Source organism: Acinetobacter sp. YH12241 (assembly GCF_013417535.1).
In the GTDB taxonomy this organism is placed as follows: Bacteria; Pseudomonadota; Gammaproteobacteria; order Pseudomonadales; family Moraxellaceae; genus Acinetobacter.
Window position 1 is genome coordinate 1 of the sequence record NZ_VPDQ01000041.1, and the last position, 17,124, is coordinate 17,124.

The following is a 17,124-nucleotide window of genomic DNA, read 5'->3' on the forward strand; positions in this document are numbered from 1 at the left end:
AGAGTACTTTGATTATCATCTTAAAGAAACTGAATGGCGTTGGATGAGGGAACCTAATGAGTTAGCAACTGAGCTGTGGAACCTCATTAGGTAAAATTAAGTGTAAATCTGCTAGTCTAGAGCCATACAAATTACAAAACGTAGCAATTATGTCAGGGGAGGTAAAATTGACGAGAGAAAAGGGAGAAATTTAAGGGGGGGTTAGAAGGCAAATGAGAGGCCTTCTAACTGTATTCAGTGTTTATTTCTGGATTGGATAGAGTTTGGCACTTGGTGCACTTTCTGCAAAGATGCTAAAGAAGCTGGATAACCAGCTCAGAAATTTCTGGAAGAAACTGGCTTCTTCAAGTTCCACCATATCTTCAATCTGGATGGTACGAATAAGCTGATTATTCTGATAGACATGAATCGTCGCTAATGGCATCACTTTGGCCATAGGTGCAATTAACTCAGAAGCAGTCATTTCTACATTAATATGGGTCTGGGTTTCATGGAGCGGTTCAATGCTTTGCATTACACCATCACCTGTATTCAACATTACCCGTTGATGGTTTTGATCGAACTGGTTCAGGTCAATGGCATAATTCTGATCATATAAAGATGTCGTAATAATCTGCGGCTGTTTAGTCTGAACCTTAAACATTTTCAAAGTCGATTTGATCACCGGTAATTCAGCGAGTAGCTGTTTGTCTTTAATGGCGACTTCATTACGGGTATAGGTATACGCCAGATTCATCAACTTATGCGACACTTCAGCGCGTTTGGCAGCACTTTTGGTACCTAAAACAACCACGATCAAACGACGGTGGGGCAGTTCCATATCATAAGTTGGACGATTGGCGGTGAGCGCCAGGTTATAGCCGGCTGCACGAGTAAAGCCAGTTTTTAAACCATCGACGCTTGAGTCCACTTGCAACACACGGTTAGTGGCACGGTGGAAATGGTTGTTATAGGTAAAACTTGGCTGTTTGGAATAATATAGATAGTCCGGAGTCTGATTGACTACAGCTGCCGACAAACGCGCCAGATCCGCTGCAGTAGAATAGTGCTCAGGCATGGTAATACCGGCCGGATTCTGGAAATGGGTATGAACCATACCTAAAGCTTTTGCTTCCCGATTCATTCGCTCGACAAAGCTCGGAATATCACCTGAAATTTTTTCTGCCAATGTCACAGCAGCATCATTCGCCGACATGATAATCAGACCTGCCAGAAGTTGATCAATCGAAATCTGCTCACCTTCTTTCAGGTACATTTGTGACTCATCCCACATCACTGTTTTCACAATCGGTGTTGCAGTTAATACTTCACTTTTATCTAATTTACCCGCCTGAATTTCTTTCAATGCAATATAAGCGACCATCATTTTGGTGAGGGAAGCTGGAGCACGTTGAACGTCGGCATTGTGTTCGGCAATGACCTGGCCTGACTGTGAGTCAAGAATGGTCCAGGCTTCTGCTTCAACGCTTTCAGGCAAAATATTCAGAAGGGCAGCATATGAAATTGCAGGCACAAACAGGCTAAGAACTGCAAGCAGTGAGATGATGTATTTCAAAGGTGTTCCTTAATAACCAACCGGTCGATGAACGATTTAATTTTCACGCATGCTATGCCTTTTTTTTAAGGATAGCTAGTCAGAAATGTAGACAAATGCGACAGCTAAGCAATACTGGCCTAAAAAATGCTAAGCTAAGCTATAACTCATTTATTTGTATTTTATATCGCCCATTATGTTGCATTATCAAATCGAATTTGACGATTATCGTCAGCATCTTATTCACGTAACTCTTCGCTTTTTAGCAGATCCAACGCAAGTCCTTTCTTTACCGACCTGGATTCCGGGCAGTTACCTGATTCGTGAGTTCTCCAAGCATATTGAAGCGGTCAAGGCTTATGATGAGGATGGACGCCAGCTACAAATCCAGAAGTTTGAAAAGAATAAATGGCGTTTATTCAATACGGATCATGAACTGATTACGGTGGAATATGATGTCTATGCGTATGACCTGTCTGTTCGTGGTGCATATGTGGATCAAAACCGTCTTTATGTGAACCCGGCTTGTGCATGTTTAGGGCTGGAAGGTCAGGAACATAAAGAAATTGAAGTAGAAGTATTCCTGCCGGATGAGCTAAAACATTTCCAGCTTGCGACAGGTATGCAGGCTAAAAGTCTGGTCAAAGGTCGTTATACCTTAAAAGCTAAAAACTATGCTGAACTGATTGATGCGCCGTTTGAACTGGCGGAGCAGACCCGTTTCAGTTTTGAAGCCAATGGCATTCCGCATGAGTTTGTAGTGTCAGGCAAACATGCGATGAATGAACAGCGTATGAAGCAGGACATTGAGAAAATCTGTGCGACAGAAATTTCCATGTTCGGTTCTGCGCCATTCAATGATTATACCTTTATGACCATAGCAACCGGTAACAGCTATGGCGGTTTGGAGCATCCAAACTCAACCAGTCTGATTACACCGCGTGATGATTTCCCTAAAGTAGATGAGCCTGAAGAGCCATCGAAAGATTATCAGCGTTTCCTTGGCCTATGTAGTCATGAGTATTTCCATTCATGGTTAGTGAAATTTATTCGTCCAGAAAACTTCGTGAATTATGATCTAAATAAAGAAGGCTATACCTCTTTGCTTTGGATCTTTGAAGGGTTTACGTCGTATTATGATGACCTGATTCTGCTCCGTAGTGGCGTGATTAATCAGGAATCTTATATTGCATTGCTCAAAGCGCAGATTGACCGTTATTTGCAAAACCCGGGACGTTTTATTCAGTCAGTATCTGAGTCTAGCTTTGATGCCTGGGTAAAATTCTACCGTCAGGATGAAAACTCAAATAATGCGGGTACCAGCTACTACAATAAAGGCTGTTTAGTTGCACTTTGTCTGGATCTAGGTTTACGTCTGCGTGGCTCAAGTCTGGACGCTTTGATGCGTAAGCTATATGAAAATACGCAAAATGGCATTCAGGTCAATGAACGCACTATTTTCGAATTGTGTCAGGAATTGACTGGTGATAACTGGTTAGAACAGATTAATCACCTGATCAATACTACTGATGAATTGCCATTAGATCAGTTATTACCTGAATTTGGCGTGAGCTATACGCTGAAAAATGACAAGTCATTACCATTTGGTTTGAAACTTGTAGATAAGCCTGAAGGTGTGCTGGTTCAGTCTGCACGTCGTGATGGAGCAGGGGTGAAAGCGGGCCTTTCAGCGAATGATGTGATTGTGGCGATTGATGGACTTAAAGCAACGACGAAACTTGTCGAGAAATATGCGAAACAGGAAGGTACTTATACTGTCCATGCATTCCGTCGTGATGAGCTGATGACTTTTGACGTTCAAAATGGTGGTTCTGAACTGACTGAAGTTGAATTGAAAGTTGAAGATCAAACTAAAGCTGAGAAATGGTTGAAAGCTTAATTTAGCATTTGCTGTTTTAAAAAACCGGTGTTGATGCACCGGTTTTTTTATTGCATTAAGTTTTAGAATAATTATTTAACGATCAGTCGTGAGGTTCCACGGAATTCAGCCACGATTTGATCTTCCTGATTCAGGATCTGAATATCGTAAATCCCACTGCGACCGCTACTGGCTTTATGTTCAGCTATGGCGGTAAGGGTATCACCGAGCAGTGCCGGTTTCAGATAATGAATACCACAATGTTGGCCGACTGCTGGATGGTCGCCGGTATTGCAGGCAATGGCAAATGCAGCATCAGCTAATGCAAAAATCACAGCGCCGTTACAGGTCTGATGCCCCTGTAAATGTTGTTCAGACACTTTAAGTTCAATCTTCGCATGATTGTGGTTATAAGAAATTAGATGCGCACCGAGATACTGAATTAACCGGTCCTGATTAAACATCTGGTTCACTTGCTGATCCATTGCAAAACTCCTTTTTTAGATACACTTATTTTAAAAATATTAATTATATGAATCATAAATAGCATTCTAGGAGATAAATAACAAGCGAAAGCCAGATGAATGATGAAATGCAGCCATTTTACTTATCAAAATAAAGCGCCATGAAAATGACGCTTTTAGGGATTAAGAATTAGTTACCACGATAGGTTGAATAACCATAAGAGCTCAGTAATAAGGGAATATGATAGTGCTCCAAAGCACCGTCAATCGTAAATACCACAGGTACTTCAGGGAAGAAGGTGCGTTGATTATTGGCCTTAAACCAGTCACCGGTTTTGAAGGTCACTTTATAGATGCCTTTCTGTAAAGCTGTATCTTTAGGATAAAACTCTTTGATACGGCCATTGGCATCTGTTTTTAACTCATTCAGTTTTACCCACTTGTCACCCTGCTGAGCTTCCAGAATCACCGCGACATTGGCGGAAGGCAGACCAGTTTCCTGATTCAGCACATGCACACTTAAAGGATTCTGTGCAAAAGAAAAGCTTGCTGTCGCCGCTAGAAGAGCACCAAAAATAATTTTTTTCATAGGTCTGTTCCTATTCAATAGATAGATAAAATTAAAGTTGTTTTAAAGTATGTTGAATGCCTTGTGCGGCACATTGATGATCCTGTTCAGAGCCACCAGAGCCTGCAACGCCAACAGCGCCAATGAGCTGGTTTTTATAAACCACAGGTACCCCGCCGCCCAATAATAACAATTCATCCAGGGTATTTAAATTTTGTGCATCCGGGTTCTTTTGTGCATGACGGATGAAATCCAATGTACTGGTCTTAGTCGAGTATGCAGTAAAGGCTTTACGCTGTGATGCAGTTAAATTGTGAATTCCGACAGATTCATGCCGTTGACTGGCCAAGACATTGCCGCCTTGATCCAGTACTGTGACTGCAGCGGGTTTGCTGGCTTTCTGACAAGCTTGCATGACGTTCTCAGTAAGCTGATTTGCTGTACTCAAGTCCATAATATAGGCCATTTTTAATTCAGCATGGCTTAAGCTAACCATTGCTAAACTCGCTAGATATAAAAATATTTTTCTCTGATTTAATCTACTTCTCATGATAATGTTCAGTCATATAGAAATTGAGAAGATCATAATCAAAGAATTGAAGCTCATGGATGACAATCAGATTACCAATTTGTAATCTTTGCGCTGTATGAAATTGATTAAACTCAGCCCATGCATATTTTAATTGTAGAAGATGAAGCCAAAATTGCCGGATTCTTGGCCACAGGCTTAAATGAATCCGGCTACCAGACTACACAGGTGGGTAATGGCCTGCATGCCTTATCAGTGCTGGAACAGCAACCGATTGATCTGGTATTGCTGGATGTGATGCTGCCCGACCTGGACGGCTGGCAAGTCCTCAAAACCTTGCGTACTTTCTCTAAAGTCCCCGTACTCATGCTGACTGCCAAAGATCATGTGCTTGACCGGGTCAAAGGGTTGGAACTGGGTGCAGATGACTACTTAACCAAGCCTTTCTCTTATATCGAACTTTTGGCCCGAATTAAAAGCCTACTGCGCCGTGTACCAAAAGTTGAACATGAAATGTATCAGGTGGCCAATTTAGAGCTGAATCGTTTAACCCGGGAAGTATTTCGAGACCGGCAAAAAATTGAGCTTACCCAAAAAGAGTTTGCGCTTTTACAGTTGCTGATGGAACACCAGTCCGAAGTGTTAACCCGGACACAAATTGCTTCACTGGTCTGGAATATTAATTTTAATACTGACACCAATGTCGTTGATGTTGCTGTACGCCGATTACGTTCTAAAATTGATGACCATTTCAGTCCAAAACTTATTCATACAGTACGTGGTATGGGCTATAAACTGGATGTGCAAGCATGAAAATGCATTTGGGCACACGTCTCGGCATCGCTTTTGGCCTCATTTCCTGTATTGTCTTTTTAAGTATCGGCGGGTTGTCCTATCACAATATGCAGCAGATGGTGCAACAACAGCAGGATGAAGCTTTGGCCTTGCGGATTTCCAGGATTGAAATATTTCTGGCTGATCAGCAAAGCTTTCAGGTGCTGATCGAACATCCAGAGCTTTATGAGAATATGCTTGGACAGGAAGACAACTTACTGATCCTTAAAAACGCGCAGAATACATTAATTGATATTAATCCTTTAAATATTACTATTCCTCTATTGGATTATCACACCAGGCTGAATTATCAAAATAATAAGCTTGAACAACCCACGACCCGTTTGGCATTTAAGCAATTGGACTTTAATGGACAGTCTTATCAACTGATTGCCGGTAAGCAGCTCGCAGCAGGGCAACAGGTTTTAAAACATTACCTGATAAAATTAGTGATCTACACTCTGCTTGGTATTATTTTATCTACTTTGTTAGCCTGGCTGATGGGACACTATCTACTGCGATCCATGCGCCAATTAATTTACGCCACTCAGCAAATTAATGTGCAGCAGCTGGATCAGCGTATCGAGTTGCCATCCCGAACTATTGAGGTGCAGCAACTAACAGAGGCTATGAATGCCATGCTGGACCGAATACAGCAAGGCTATGAACAGTTGGCCCGATTTTCTGAAGATATTTCCCATGAATTACGAACGCCCCTGAATAACTTGATGGGGCAAACCCAGATTGCCTTGTCGAAGTCACGCAGTCGCGATGAATTAGAAAATTTGCTGTATTCCCATCTGGAAGAGTATGAACGTCTAACTCAGATGATTGAAAACATGCTATTTATCGCCCGAGTTGAACATGGCCACTATCAGATAGAAAAACAGACACTAGAACTTAGCCAGATCATAGAAGATTTGCTGGCATATTTTGAGTTTCTGGCAGAAGAAAAAAATATATCTATTTATACGGATATTCCGGCTCAACTGAATATAGCTGCGCATCCGGAACATCTGCAACGTGCGCTTGCCAATTTACTCAGCAACGCAGTGCAGTATGGAAAGAAAAATGGCGAGATCAGAATCACGGCGATGACTACAGAAAATAATAGCTGTCGGATTGATGTACTGACAGCAGGTGTACAGATCCCCGAGCAGCATTTAGTTCATCTGTTTGAACGCTTTTATCAAGTTGATAGCAGCCGGCATCAAAAAGCCCAAACGGGTGGTTTGGGCTTGGCGATTGTGCAGTCGATTATGCTGTTGCATCAGGGGGAAGTTCAGGTGAATAACCATCCTCAAGGCGTGGTCTTTAGTTTGATCTTCCCGATCTAAGCAGTGGCTTAACGTGTACGACGGCCACGGCTCTTGGTATTTGGACGGGTGGTACCATTGGTCTTGCGACGTGGTTTTTCACCTTCTTCCATTTGCCAGATACGCGGTGTGCCGGTTTTTTTCTTGGTGCCGTCTTTCGTTACTTTCTTGTTAATTGGTTTACCACCGGTACCACCCGGTTTTTTCACATAAGAGCGCGAGCGGTAAGGTTCTTGAGCAGGCACATCTTTAAAGTCTGGATAAAGTAGGGGTTCAATTTCTTTAGTTTCACCTGGCTGTAAACCTAATTGAACCAGATCAATCGAACCGATTTTGGTGCGAATCAAACGTAATGTAGGAAAGCCGACTGCTGCAGTCATACGACGAACCTGACGGTTACGACCTTCACAGATTGAAATTTCGACCCATGAAGTTGGAACAGAAGCACGGAAACGTACAGGAGGATTACGTTCCCATAACCATTCCGGTTCAGTGACTTTAATTGCTTTGGCTGGTAGCGTAATACCGTCATTCAGTTCAACGCCCTTACGAAGCTGTTCTAGAGCTTCTTCGGTTATATCCCCATCGACCTGAACCAGATAAGTTTTGAATTTTTTGCTGGCTGGATTGGTAATATATTGGTTTAAACCGCCATGATCGGTCAGGAACATCAAACCTTCAGAATCCATATCCAGACGACCGGCAATACGCAGATCCGGATCATCTACGAAATCCGCCATAGTCTGATGTTTTTCATCTGGACGAAATTGGGAGAGGACGTCATAAGGTTTGTTAAGAATGACAATTTTCACTTTAACCTACTAAAATATATAAAATAATTCTGCTGTGGCAGTCATGTTGCCCATTGTGATACTCCTTTACATATAAGTAGGAGATAAGGGAAGACATAAAAGAGTCCACTAAGTGGAAGCTATCATAGCAGATTCTTATTTATCTTCCTCGAATTTATGTTTTGCATCTCATTTGATTGCGGCTATGCCGCTTTAAAATGATGTACTTTTTGTATTCAAATATGATCTTCCGTTTAAGAATGTTAATCATCGATGATCCTTATTTTCAACTCCACTCGTCGAGCCGGTTAAGGGAAAATAAGACAATTCAAGGCAAAGCAAAAAATTGATAATGATTTTTATAGACCCAAAATGGTTCTGACGGATTTACATACCATACAAAAAGCTTTCCAAACTGGCTTAGACCACTACAAAGCAAGCTGATATTTTAATTTCACAGTTTCTAATATTTTTAATTTTGAGGTGAACAATGAAATTGTTGACTTTAATTAGTATGGGTATTGCAGCGAGTTATTGTTATAAAACCATCAAATATAACAAGCAAAATCTTTCAAATCTAAGTTTTGATGAAGTGATAAATCAACACATTTTACGAGATTTTATAGCCTGAACATTACCTATATTTACTGCTAGCTTAACCCGGTTATGAATAGAGAATCTCAACATATATTGTTGGGATTTTTTATTTTTATCGTTTGAATATTTTTAAATAAGGTGCATAAGAAAATTTATATCAAAATGAAAGTTACATGATTAATCTATTAAATAGTCAATTAATACAACTCTATAAAGCAATGTAAACGAAAAATTCAAATCTTCTGCTAAATTAAAAATAAACCAAATGTGTGGAGGTCTGTATGAGAAATATACCAGAAGGAACCCAGGTTATTCATCGGCAGAGTAAAACTTGAAGTGCGACATAAACCACCTAATTAATTTAAAGGGTTTATGGAGTATATAAAATTGTCATACCATCATCTTAACTTTGAAGATCGTACTGCATTAATGCTTGAGTCAAGAAAAGAAGGCTTTTCACCCAGAAAATTTGCTGAACTTATTAAAAGACATCCTAGTACGATCTATCGTGAACTTAAAAGAAATAGCATCAATGACGTTTATCAAGCTCGATATGCTTCTGATAACACCTTCGCTAGACGTAGACGTGGTCACAGAAAACTCAAAATCGACTCAATCCTCTGGAGATTTATTGTTGAAGCGATCCGTTGTTTATGGTCTCCTCAGCAAATATCGAAGCGTTTAAAGACATTTTCTGATTTGGATCAAACAATGAATGTAAGCCATACAACGATTTACTCAACTATACGAGCATTACCAAAGGGTGAGTTGAAAAAAGACTTATTATCCTGTCTGCGTCATGAAAATAAAAAGCGAAAAGCTAACGGTGAACCTAAAAAAGATTCTATATTACAGGATATTAAAACTATTCATGAGCGCCCAGCTGAAGTTCAAGAAAGAAAAATACCGGGTCATTGGGAGGCCGATTTAATTAAAGGTAAAGACAATAAAAGTTCGATAGCAACACTTATTGAACGAAATACACGGCTCTGTATCTTGGCAACATTACCTGATGCAAAGGCAGAATCAGTGCGCAAGGCTTTAACTGAAGCTCTGAAATATTTACCTGCAGAACTGCGTAAAACGTTGACCTATGACCGTGGACGTGAGATGTCAGAACATAAAATACTCGAAGAAGATTTAGGCATAGATGTATATTTCTGTGACCCACATTCACCATGGCAAAAAGGCACATGCGAAAATATGAATGGTTTAATTAGGCAATATTTACCTAAAGGGATTGATTTAAATCAGGCAGATCAGCATTATTTAAATCAAGTTGCCATGTCACTGAATACTCGTCCTAGAAAAGCGTTAGATTGGCTTACACCATTAGAGAAGTTTGCTCAGCTTGTTGATTATCATAAGGCTTTTGAAACTGTCGCACCTCATGTTTGAATTCGCCATCATATATCAGCTCAGGACTGTGCATTCTATAAGGAAGAAAATGGAATTCTGAAAGTCTGGAATAGTGGCACTTGGGTGAATGCAATTGTACCAAATCTGGAAAAGATGATGGAGCTTGATTTCGAGTTAGAAGTACTCAAATCTATGTAGTAATTTAAAATTTAAAGATCCTTCTATTTAGGATCTTTAAATTTATATATTGAGGTTTTAAAAATAATAAAAAATGATCTTTATGGAAAAAAGAGAATTTTATTGAAAATAAATTAGCAGTTGTTGATTAATTAAAAATACATATCAGGTGTTTAGTTTTAATTTGATATCAAATAAGGAAAATAAATTATGAAATAGTAAATTAAGACCTATGAAATGACTTAAAAAGACATTAAGTTCAGGAGCTTAAATTTTGGAATGGCAATATATTACATAGAAAAATTTTTTATAAACAAAGATTATTTTATGATTTCAAAGAAATAATCTATTAATTTTTTAAATAAAATTTTTTAAGTAATTGATAATTAAAAATATATTTATTGATAATTAAGATTTAATTTATAGTTTTACTCTCTTATATTGTGTTTTACTTTAGTTTAAATATTCAAGATTATGTAATATTTTGTTATTTGGTTTTATGCTTATGTAGTGTATAAATAATATACAGCTCTCCATGAGGGTAAAACACATGACTAAAGCAGAATTAGCTGTCTCCGCATTGGTCGTATTCCTTATTACCTTGATGGTTTATGGAGTAGGACAATCATTGAGTTATTAAAATAACTTTTTTCTAATGATTCCCGTATGTAAATAAAGCCCTTCGTGGGCTTTATTTTGTTTTTAGTCTGAGTCTGAATCACTCTTCTGATTTTCAGAATATTCTAGTGCAGCTTTTTGTGCTTCTGCGGCGGCTTTAGCTTCCAAAGGAATAGCATCTGCTGCAATAGTAGAAGTACCATAAAGGCCCATCGTAATGAGTATTAGAATTTTCGAAAACTGTTTCATACAAAATCCTCTAATTTTCTAAAACTTGATTTCAGTGTAGGGGATAAAACTCTCTGGGCATGTATGAGCGGTGTCTGCTTATGTAAGATATTCGGGCTTAGCGTGAAAACCCTTTCACCTTATGTAAGAACAATTATCTTATGAATTATTTTGTAGAATTAATTAAAGAAATGTTTTAGAAATTGAAAACATTAAATGTTCTTAAATTTATAACTTGGAAGATATAAATTTTATAACCTTAGAATTTAATTCCTTTAAAGAAAATATTACCATTTATTGAATAAAATAATATGGATTAAAAAATAGTTCAAATAGGAACAATAAAAATATTATAGAGCTAAGAATATTTGAACCTTAGCAGATTCTATGCAAGTAGTAGCACAATCAAAATTAATAAATTAGATCTCTTTCATAAATCAAAAAACGATCTTCTTTTTGGTTAATATTTGCACTCCGGATTTCTTGGCATTCGTGCATAATCTGCGGATGAAATACATCGATTCAAACAAACTTTCTGATCCTCAGTTCAAGCGGTACACAGGCATCTCATGGTCAACTTTCTATTTGATGGTTGAGCAATTGAAGAAACATGTCCCTGCCAAAGGCAGACCGCCCAAGTTAAGCCTGGAGGATCAGGTTCTGCTCTGTCTGAGCTATTGGCGGGAATACCGAACCTTATTTCACGTTGCGACGAGCTACGGGGTTTCAGAGCCCACAGCCTCAAGAATTGTCCGTCATGTTGAAGACTGCCTGATTCGGTCCAATCTGTTTAATTTACCCAAAGATTTACCCGAGGGCGAAGGCATCGACTGGAATGTTGTAATCGTGGATGCCACGGAAATTCCAATCCAAAGGCCTAAAAAAACAGAAGAAAAGCTATAGCGGCAAGAAAAAGACCCATACCTTTAAAGTACAGGCCATGATTCACTACAAAACTCAGCAAATTCTGAGTTTATGTACCAGTCGCGGTACAGTGCATGATTTCGAGTTGTTCAAACGCAATTTAAACCAGATTCCTTTTGGGGCTTTTATCCTTGCAGATAAAGGCTATCAGGGGATTTATGTGTTGTATCCGAATAGCCTGTTGCCATTAAAAGCCAAAAGACACTGTAAATTGGATCCTGAATTGAAAATCTATAATCAAGAAATCAATAAAAGAAGAATCGGAATTGAGCATGTATTTGGCAGCCTGAAAACCTTCAAAATCCTTGCTGAGCGTTATCGAAATAGAGGTAAAAGGCTTGGTTTGAGATTCAATTTAATCGCTGGAATCTACAACTTGGAACTGAGCAAAAAATGATTTATGAAAGAGGTCTATTGTTAAACTTCAAAATTGTGACAAGATGACTCTGAATACAGATCTAATATTCAATCTACCTTATCATCCAGTTATTCCTTGACTGCGAAAACTGTGGCATACATTTTATAGCCTCTTATACCAAATGTACCATTACTGCGTTAGTCAGAGTCTGAACTGGCAATTATTGAGAATATGAATACATCAATATTAAATTTGGATCATCACGTTGGATCCACATCTATTGTTAGATTTTTGAAGGGTTTTATTCAGAAAACCATATTTATACTCAGAGTTAAAATAGGTATCAACATGCAACGCTATGTAAGCGATGTAAATACCTCGAATAAAGATCTAATCAAAATTGAATCACTTAATAAAGATGCTGTTACATTGACGTATTTGGATACAGCTCAGCGATTGGCTTATTTTATATAAAGGTTAGAGTGATTAATGCAACTTCCAGTGATAGAGACAGTCCTCCAAAGGAGTTTATGCTATGGCTAAATCAAGAGCAAAACACAAGCAAGTCCAGCAAAAGGATAAAAAGGACAGTGCTCAGAATGAAGAGCAGCAACAACAGCAACAGCAGCCCTCTAAACCATCCCGTGCGAAAAAGCGTAAATAAAATTTAGACCTGATTCAACAAAACCCTCAGCTGAGGGTTTTGTTATTTTTAAGACTGTTTCTGAAAAGCAATCTGGAAAAAACATCACTAAAAATAACAGGATTTTGACTTTAAATTTCTGTGTCTTCCTTAAGATAAAACGAACCCCCATTAAACGGCTATGCGAGCTATTGTGAAAATTCCCAAAATCCTGCTTTTAATATTTTCCTTAAGTATATTACTTACTGCCTGTCAGCCACCGCCATCAGGTGAGCCAGCGGGCTGGAAAAGCCCGTATCTGTACTGGCAATTAAAAAAATCTGAGCTGATTAGACCGGTAGAAATTCCTGTACAAGGAGTAAAACCTCGCCAGATTCAGGATACTTGGGGTGGAGCGCGCAGTGAGGGACGTAAACACGAAGGAACCGATATTTTTGCTCAACGAGGTACACCGGTAGTCAGTGCGACCCAAGGGATCGTCCGCAAGATTGGAACCAATAATTTAGGAGGTAAAGTTATCTGGATTACTGGTCCGAATTTAAGCCAACATTATTATGCACATCTGGAGGATTATGCTGAACATATTCAGGAAGGAGACTGGGTAGAAGCAGGTGAAATCATTGCCTATGTCGGTAATACCGGTAATGCGAAAAATACACCACCACATTTGCATTATGGGATTTATCTCAGTGGGGAAGGTGCAACCAATCCTTATCCTTATTTAAAGGTAGAAGAATTGGAATAAGTGCAGGTGAATGTAAAAAAAATGTAAAAGATCGCCATCTAAAGAATGAAAAGCATAAAATAGCGTATCTCCCGCTTTTCCTGTTTTTATGAGTTTTGCTTATCGACCAGATATCGATGGCCTGAGAGCTATTGCAGTATCATTGGTCATTTTCAATCATCTCGGCTGGTCATTATTTTCTGGCGGCTATATTGGTGTTGATATTTTCTTTGTCATTTCCGGCTATCTCATCACGACCATTCTGACGCGCGATATTGAGTTGCAGCAATTTTCAATTGCACGGTTTTATAAGAAACGGGTGATCCGTCTGGCACCTGCATATTTTACTGTACTGGCAATTGTCAGCCTAATTGCCTGGCAGGTGATGTTGCCGGGTGAGCTGACGGAATATTTTAAAAGCGTCATGTATGCGACTGTGCTTATTGCCAATCTGTATATGCGGAATGAGGTAGGAGATTATTTCAGCCCGAATGTAGAAAATGTGCCGTTATTACATTTATGGTCATTGGGCGTAGAAGAGCAGTTTTATATTTTCTGGCCGCTCTTGCTATGGCTATTTTTGAGTAAAACCTCGCGTAAATATCTTTGGCTTGTCATTAGTGTATTCATTGTCGCTTTGGTTCTATATGCCCAGCAGCAACTGACTCATAATCCGGCCAAAGCTTATTATAGTATGCCGGTACGAGCATTTGAGTTGTTGATTGGTGCATTGATTAGCTGCTTGCCAAAACTGAATCTGCCAAAAAAACTATTACAGGGATTGGTCTGGGCTGGGGTAAGTGTTCTATTTGCAACTGCAATTTATTTTGATCAGCAAACCCCATTCCCAGGACTGATGGCATTGATCCCCTGTATTGCAACGGCACTGATTATTTATTTGGGGCAATCCATATCTTCAAGTAATTTATTATTGAGTAATCGTCTTAGTACATGGATTGGCAAAATTTCATATCCTCTGTATTTATGGCACTGGCCAATCATCGTGTTCTTTGGCATTTATATGCTGCCCTTGAATCTGGAAAATCAGATTATTATTGTTTTCCTATCACTTATATGTGCATTTCTGACTTATAAACTGGCTGAAACACCCCTGAAACGCTTTGTGATGGCTGCAAATTATAAAGTGATTATTCTTGGATTTCTGTTACCTGCAGTCAGTTTTATTGCGATCGCCCAAACCATCAAAACACATGAAGGTTTCCCGGAGCGTTTTCCAAAATCGGTGCATGACAAACAGGAAGCATTACACACGTATGCACATGTGATTCGTAGTAACTGTATGGATACCGCGGATCCAAATGTTTTACCCAATGCTCAAGATTGTGTCTTAGGACAATCTAAAGAAGATATTGATTTCCTGTTGATTGGCGATTCGCATGCCAATGCCTATACAGCAATGCTGGACGAATGGGCAAAGGATGCCAATTTACGCGGTTATGATGCAACGCAAAGTTCAACTTTTTATCTGCCAGGTGTGCAGCGATTTGAGTTAAAGCTGAATCAATGGAAAGAACTGACCAAATTCCAAAAACGTAATGATGCTATTACTGCACATCTTAAAGAAACCCATTATCCAATGATTATTCTGGCGGGATCTTATGCGCAGTATTTTGACGATGATGTAAAACTTAAAGATTGTGTTCATCATACTGAGGAAGAGATATTTAAAGCAGGTTTGATAAAAGCCTTAGAAATTGCCCATCAATCTAGTGATCAGGTGGTGCTAATTAATGATGTACCACATCTAGACTGGGAAGGGATTCCATCTGATTGTAATATTCGTAAAGAGATTCTTCATCGAGACGCTTCATGTACAGTTTCTCGAAAAAGTTATGAAGCACATTTAAAGCAATTCAATCAGATTTTGGCAGAAGCAAAACTGAAATATCCGCAATTGAAAATCGTTGATCCAACCAAAGTCATCTGTGATCAGCAGGCATGTAAAACGATGCTGAATGATGTGCCTTTGTATCGTTTTAAGGATGATAATCATCTTAATGATCAGGGTTCACGGCAATTGGGTGTTGAATATCTAAAACAGTTTGGTAACCCGCTTAAAGATTTGAAGAAAGATTAAATGGAATAAAACCACGTTTAATGATGTGGTTTTATTCCCTGGGATTTGGGGCATTGACCGATTTTAATCTTTATTTAATTCTTTTCTTCTTGAACAGAAATCGGTTGCTCATTCGTCTTATATTTGGAAGAACGTGTATTCCAGAACAGTTGCAAAGTTCCGGCTAATAAAACTAAAGCTGCCAGCATAAACTGTTGATGGTAGTTCAATCCTAGATATTGCAGGGAGCTAAAACTCAATCCTCCAATCAGCTGAACAGCAGCAAAACATAGAGTCGCAATGCTCCAAAGCTTTTTATAGGCCAGTCCATACAGCTGCAAAATGGTATAAGAAGTGAGGAAAACCACAGCGGGATTCAACATTCCGGTAAAAAAAGAAGAACTGAAAGTGAGAAACGGATTAGCATTTAGAGTCGCAATGAAAATCGCCAGAATATATACACTATAAAGAATCTTCAGGGCAGTAAAATTGCCAAATTTTCTTGCAAGAACATAAGCAGAAAAAGCACCTAAGGCACTGCCCAATCCATATAGAATCCAGTTAAAGTTAATCCAGAACAAGCTTAATCCTAGTTCATGGCTGAGATAGTCAATCCAGAACAGGGAATGCGGAATATAGGCAAATGCACTACAGGCATAAACCGCCAGTAAACTATAAAAGACTGTATTTAAAGGTGCTTGCGCAGGATGAGAAACAGATTGTTTAGCTAGATAGGGTTTAAATTGTGGTATCAGTAGGCTTAAGCAGATACAAATCATCAGGGCAAACCCACATAAGATCAGCCAGGCCGTACGTATGGAAATCTGGTCAAGATAAGGCAAAAACAGGGTAGCTAATAAAACCCCTAATCCAATCCCGCTAAAACCAATAAAATTGATTTTAAAACGGTCTTTTAAATCACAGCACTGAGCCACGACACTTGGTGACAAAATCATGAGCAGGCCACCACTAATACCGGAAATCACGCGCCAGCTTATATACCAGATTTCAGAAAACCCTGAAAAAGCGCAACAGAATAGGCTAACCATTCCAGCTATTGCAGCAAGCTGGATATAAGTACTCATGCTTCGGTCTTGGGGCAAGCGCATCGCTGCAAAAGCACCCATTAAATAGCCCAGCAGATTGGCACTACCTAAAAGACTGGCAAAACTCGCGCTCCAGGCAAAGGCTTCACGTGTACCAGGTAACAGGGCAGTATAGGAAAAACGCAGAATGCCGATGCCTAAGCACATACTCAGGCAGAGAAAAAGGCTAAGCTTGACCGTATTTGAGGACATCCATGTACTCTTGGATTTTTATATTTGTTCAAAAAATAGCATGAATCATCAAGCTAAAGGAGAAAAGGCTGAATAGATTTGGCTCTAGACTAGCAGATTTACACTTAATTTTACCTAATGAGGTTCCACAGCTCAGTTGCTAACTCATTAGGTTCCCTCATCCAACGCCATTCAGTTTCTTTAAGATGATAATCAAAGTACTCTTT

General features: G+C 39.2%; 17 protein-coding genes and 2 pseudogenes. 11 read left to right on the forward strand and 8 right to left on the reverse strand.

The annotated features are described in order from the left end of the window. A pseudogene (locus FTV18_RS14410) lies at positions 1-94 on the forward strand (IS1595 family transposase); the annotation flags it as partial. 147 nt (positions 95-241) lie between these two features. On the opposite strand, the gene FTV18_RS14415 reads toward FTV18_RS14410, so the two are convergent. Then, positions 242-1,555, reverse strand: a complete 1,314-nt coding sequence (locus FTV18_RS14415) for a D-alanyl-D-alanine carboxypeptidase PBP6B (RefSeq protein WP_159123240.1) — start codon at positions 1,553-1,555, stop codon at positions 242-244. Positions 1,556-1,730: 175 nt separating this feature from the next. Between FTV18_RS14415 and FTV18_RS14420 the strand changes: the two genes are divergently transcribed. Next, a complete protein-coding gene (locus FTV18_RS14420; RefSeq protein ID WP_180004071.1) occupies positions 1,731-3,434 on the forward strand; it encodes a M61 family metallopeptidase in 1,704 nt (567 codons plus the stop codon). A gap of 71 nt (positions 3,435-3,505) precedes the next feature. Here FTV18_RS14420 and paaI read toward each other — a convergent pair whose 3' ends face one another. The 3 genes from paaI to FTV18_RS14435 all read right to left on the reverse strand — a co-directional run bounded on the left by paaI (position 3,506) and on the right by FTV18_RS14435 (position 4,941). Next, positions 3,506-3,898, reverse strand: coding sequence for a hydroxyphenylacetyl-CoA thioesterase PaaI (gene paaI / locus FTV18_RS14425; protein WP_180018743.1), 393 nt, complete (start codon positions 3,896-3,898; stop codon positions 3,506-3,508). Positions 3,899-4,067: 169 nt separating this feature from the next. Next, positions 4,068-4,466 carry a hydroxyisourate hydrolase gene (gene uraH, locus FTV18_RS14430; RefSeq protein ID WP_180018741.1) on the reverse strand — a complete coding sequence of 133 codons (399 nt, stop codon included), beginning with the start codon at positions 4,464-4,466 and terminating at the stop codon, positions 4,068-4,070. 31 nt (positions 4,467-4,497) lie between these two features. Further along, on the reverse strand, positions 4,498-4,941 hold the full coding sequence (locus FTV18_RS14435; RefSeq protein WP_257218614.1) for a heme-binding protein: 444 nt from the start codon (positions 4,939-4,941) through the stop codon (positions 4,498-4,500). A gap of 174 nt (positions 4,942-5,115) precedes the next feature. Here FTV18_RS14435 and FTV18_RS14440 point away from each other — a divergent pair, with 174 nt between their 5' ends. Together FTV18_RS14440 and FTV18_RS14445 are read left to right on the forward strand one after the other, a co-directional pair. Next, complete coding sequence (locus FTV18_RS14440) at positions 5,116-5,787, forward strand: heavy metal response regulator transcription factor (RefSeq protein WP_180018731.1); 672 nt, start codon at positions 5,116-5,118, stop codon at positions 5,785-5,787. Then, positions 5,784-7,145: a heavy metal sensor histidine kinase gene (locus tag FTV18_RS14445; protein WP_180018729.1), complete on the forward strand. Its 1,362-nt coding sequence runs from the start codon at positions 5,784-5,786 to the stop codon at positions 7,143-7,145. The genes FTV18_RS14440 and FTV18_RS14445 overlap by 4 nt, the downstream gene beginning before the upstream one ends. 8 nt (positions 7,146-7,153) lie before the next feature. Here the strand turns inward: FTV18_RS14445 and FTV18_RS14450 are convergent, their stop codons facing one another. Beyond that, positions 7,154-7,936, reverse strand: coding sequence for an rRNA large subunit pseudouridine synthase E (locus tag FTV18_RS14450; RefSeq protein WP_005236402.1), 783 nt, complete (start codon positions 7,934-7,936; stop codon positions 7,154-7,156). 469 nt (positions 7,937-8,405) lie between these two features. Here FTV18_RS14450 and FTV18_RS15785 point away from each other — a divergent pair, with 469 nt between their 5' ends. Next, positions 8,406-8,546, forward strand: a complete 141-nt coding sequence (locus tag FTV18_RS15785) for a hypothetical protein (RefSeq protein WP_257218616.1) — start codon at positions 8,406-8,408, stop codon at positions 8,544-8,546. Positions 8,547-8,941: 395 nt separating this feature from the next. Beyond that, the gene (locus FTV18_RS14455) at positions 8,942-9,910 is read left to right on the forward strand and encodes an IS30 family transposase (RefSeq protein ID WP_257218617.1); all 969 of its coding nucleotides are present in this window, start codon (positions 8,942-8,944) and stop codon (positions 9,908-9,910) included. 840 nt (positions 9,911-10,750) lie between these two features. On the opposite strand, the gene FTV18_RS14460 is transcribed toward FTV18_RS14455, so the two are convergent. Continuing rightward, complete coding sequence (locus tag FTV18_RS14460; protein ID WP_180018765.1) at positions 10,751-10,915, reverse strand: hypothetical protein; 165 nt, start codon at positions 10,913-10,915, stop codon at positions 10,751-10,753. A gap of 486 nt (positions 10,916-11,401) precedes the next feature. On the opposite strand from FTV18_RS14460, the gene FTV18_RS15640 reads away from it, so the two are divergent. The 5 genes from FTV18_RS15640 (at position 11,402) to FTV18_RS14475 (ending at position 15,641) form a co-directional block, all read left to right on the forward strand. After that, complete coding sequence (locus tag FTV18_RS15640) at positions 11,402-11,797, forward strand: transposase family protein (protein ID WP_071851480.1); 396 nt, start codon at positions 11,402-11,404, stop codon at positions 11,795-11,797. Further along, the gene (locus FTV18_RS15645; protein WP_218945585.1) at positions 11,745-12,215 is read left to right on the forward strand and encodes a transposase family protein; all 471 of its coding nucleotides are present in this window, start codon (positions 11,745-11,747) and stop codon (positions 12,213-12,215) included. Before FTV18_RS15640 ends, FTV18_RS15645 begins: the two co-directional genes overlap by 53 nt. Before the next feature lie 496 nt (positions 12,216-12,711). After that, the gene (locus FTV18_RS15790) at positions 12,712-12,840 is read left to right on the forward strand and encodes a hypothetical protein (RefSeq protein ID WP_004784138.1); all 129 of its coding nucleotides are present in this window, start codon (positions 12,712-12,714) and stop codon (positions 12,838-12,840) included. Positions 12,841-13,000: 160 nt separating this feature from the next. Beyond that, positions 13,001-13,564, forward strand: coding sequence for a M23 family metallopeptidase (locus FTV18_RS14470; protein WP_179993073.1), 564 nt, complete (start codon positions 13,001-13,003; stop codon positions 13,562-13,564). A gap of 88 nt (positions 13,565-13,652) precedes the next feature. Then, positions 13,653-15,641, forward strand: coding sequence for an acyltransferase family protein (locus FTV18_RS14475; protein WP_180018759.1), 1,989 nt, complete (start codon positions 13,653-13,655; stop codon positions 15,639-15,641). A 74-nt stretch (positions 15,642-15,715) separates the two neighbouring features. Here FTV18_RS14475 and FTV18_RS14480 read toward each other — a convergent pair whose 3' ends face one another. Both FTV18_RS14480 and FTV18_RS14485 read right to left on the reverse strand, forming a co-directional pair. Beyond that, positions 15,716-16,918, reverse strand: a complete 1,203-nt coding sequence (locus FTV18_RS14480) for a YbfB/YjiJ family MFS transporter (RefSeq protein ID WP_180018757.1) — start codon at positions 16,916-16,918, stop codon at positions 15,716-15,718. 110 nt (positions 16,919-17,028) lie between these two features. Beyond that, positions 17,029-17,124: pseudogene (locus tag FTV18_RS14485) on the reverse strand (IS1595 family transposase); the annotation flags it as partial.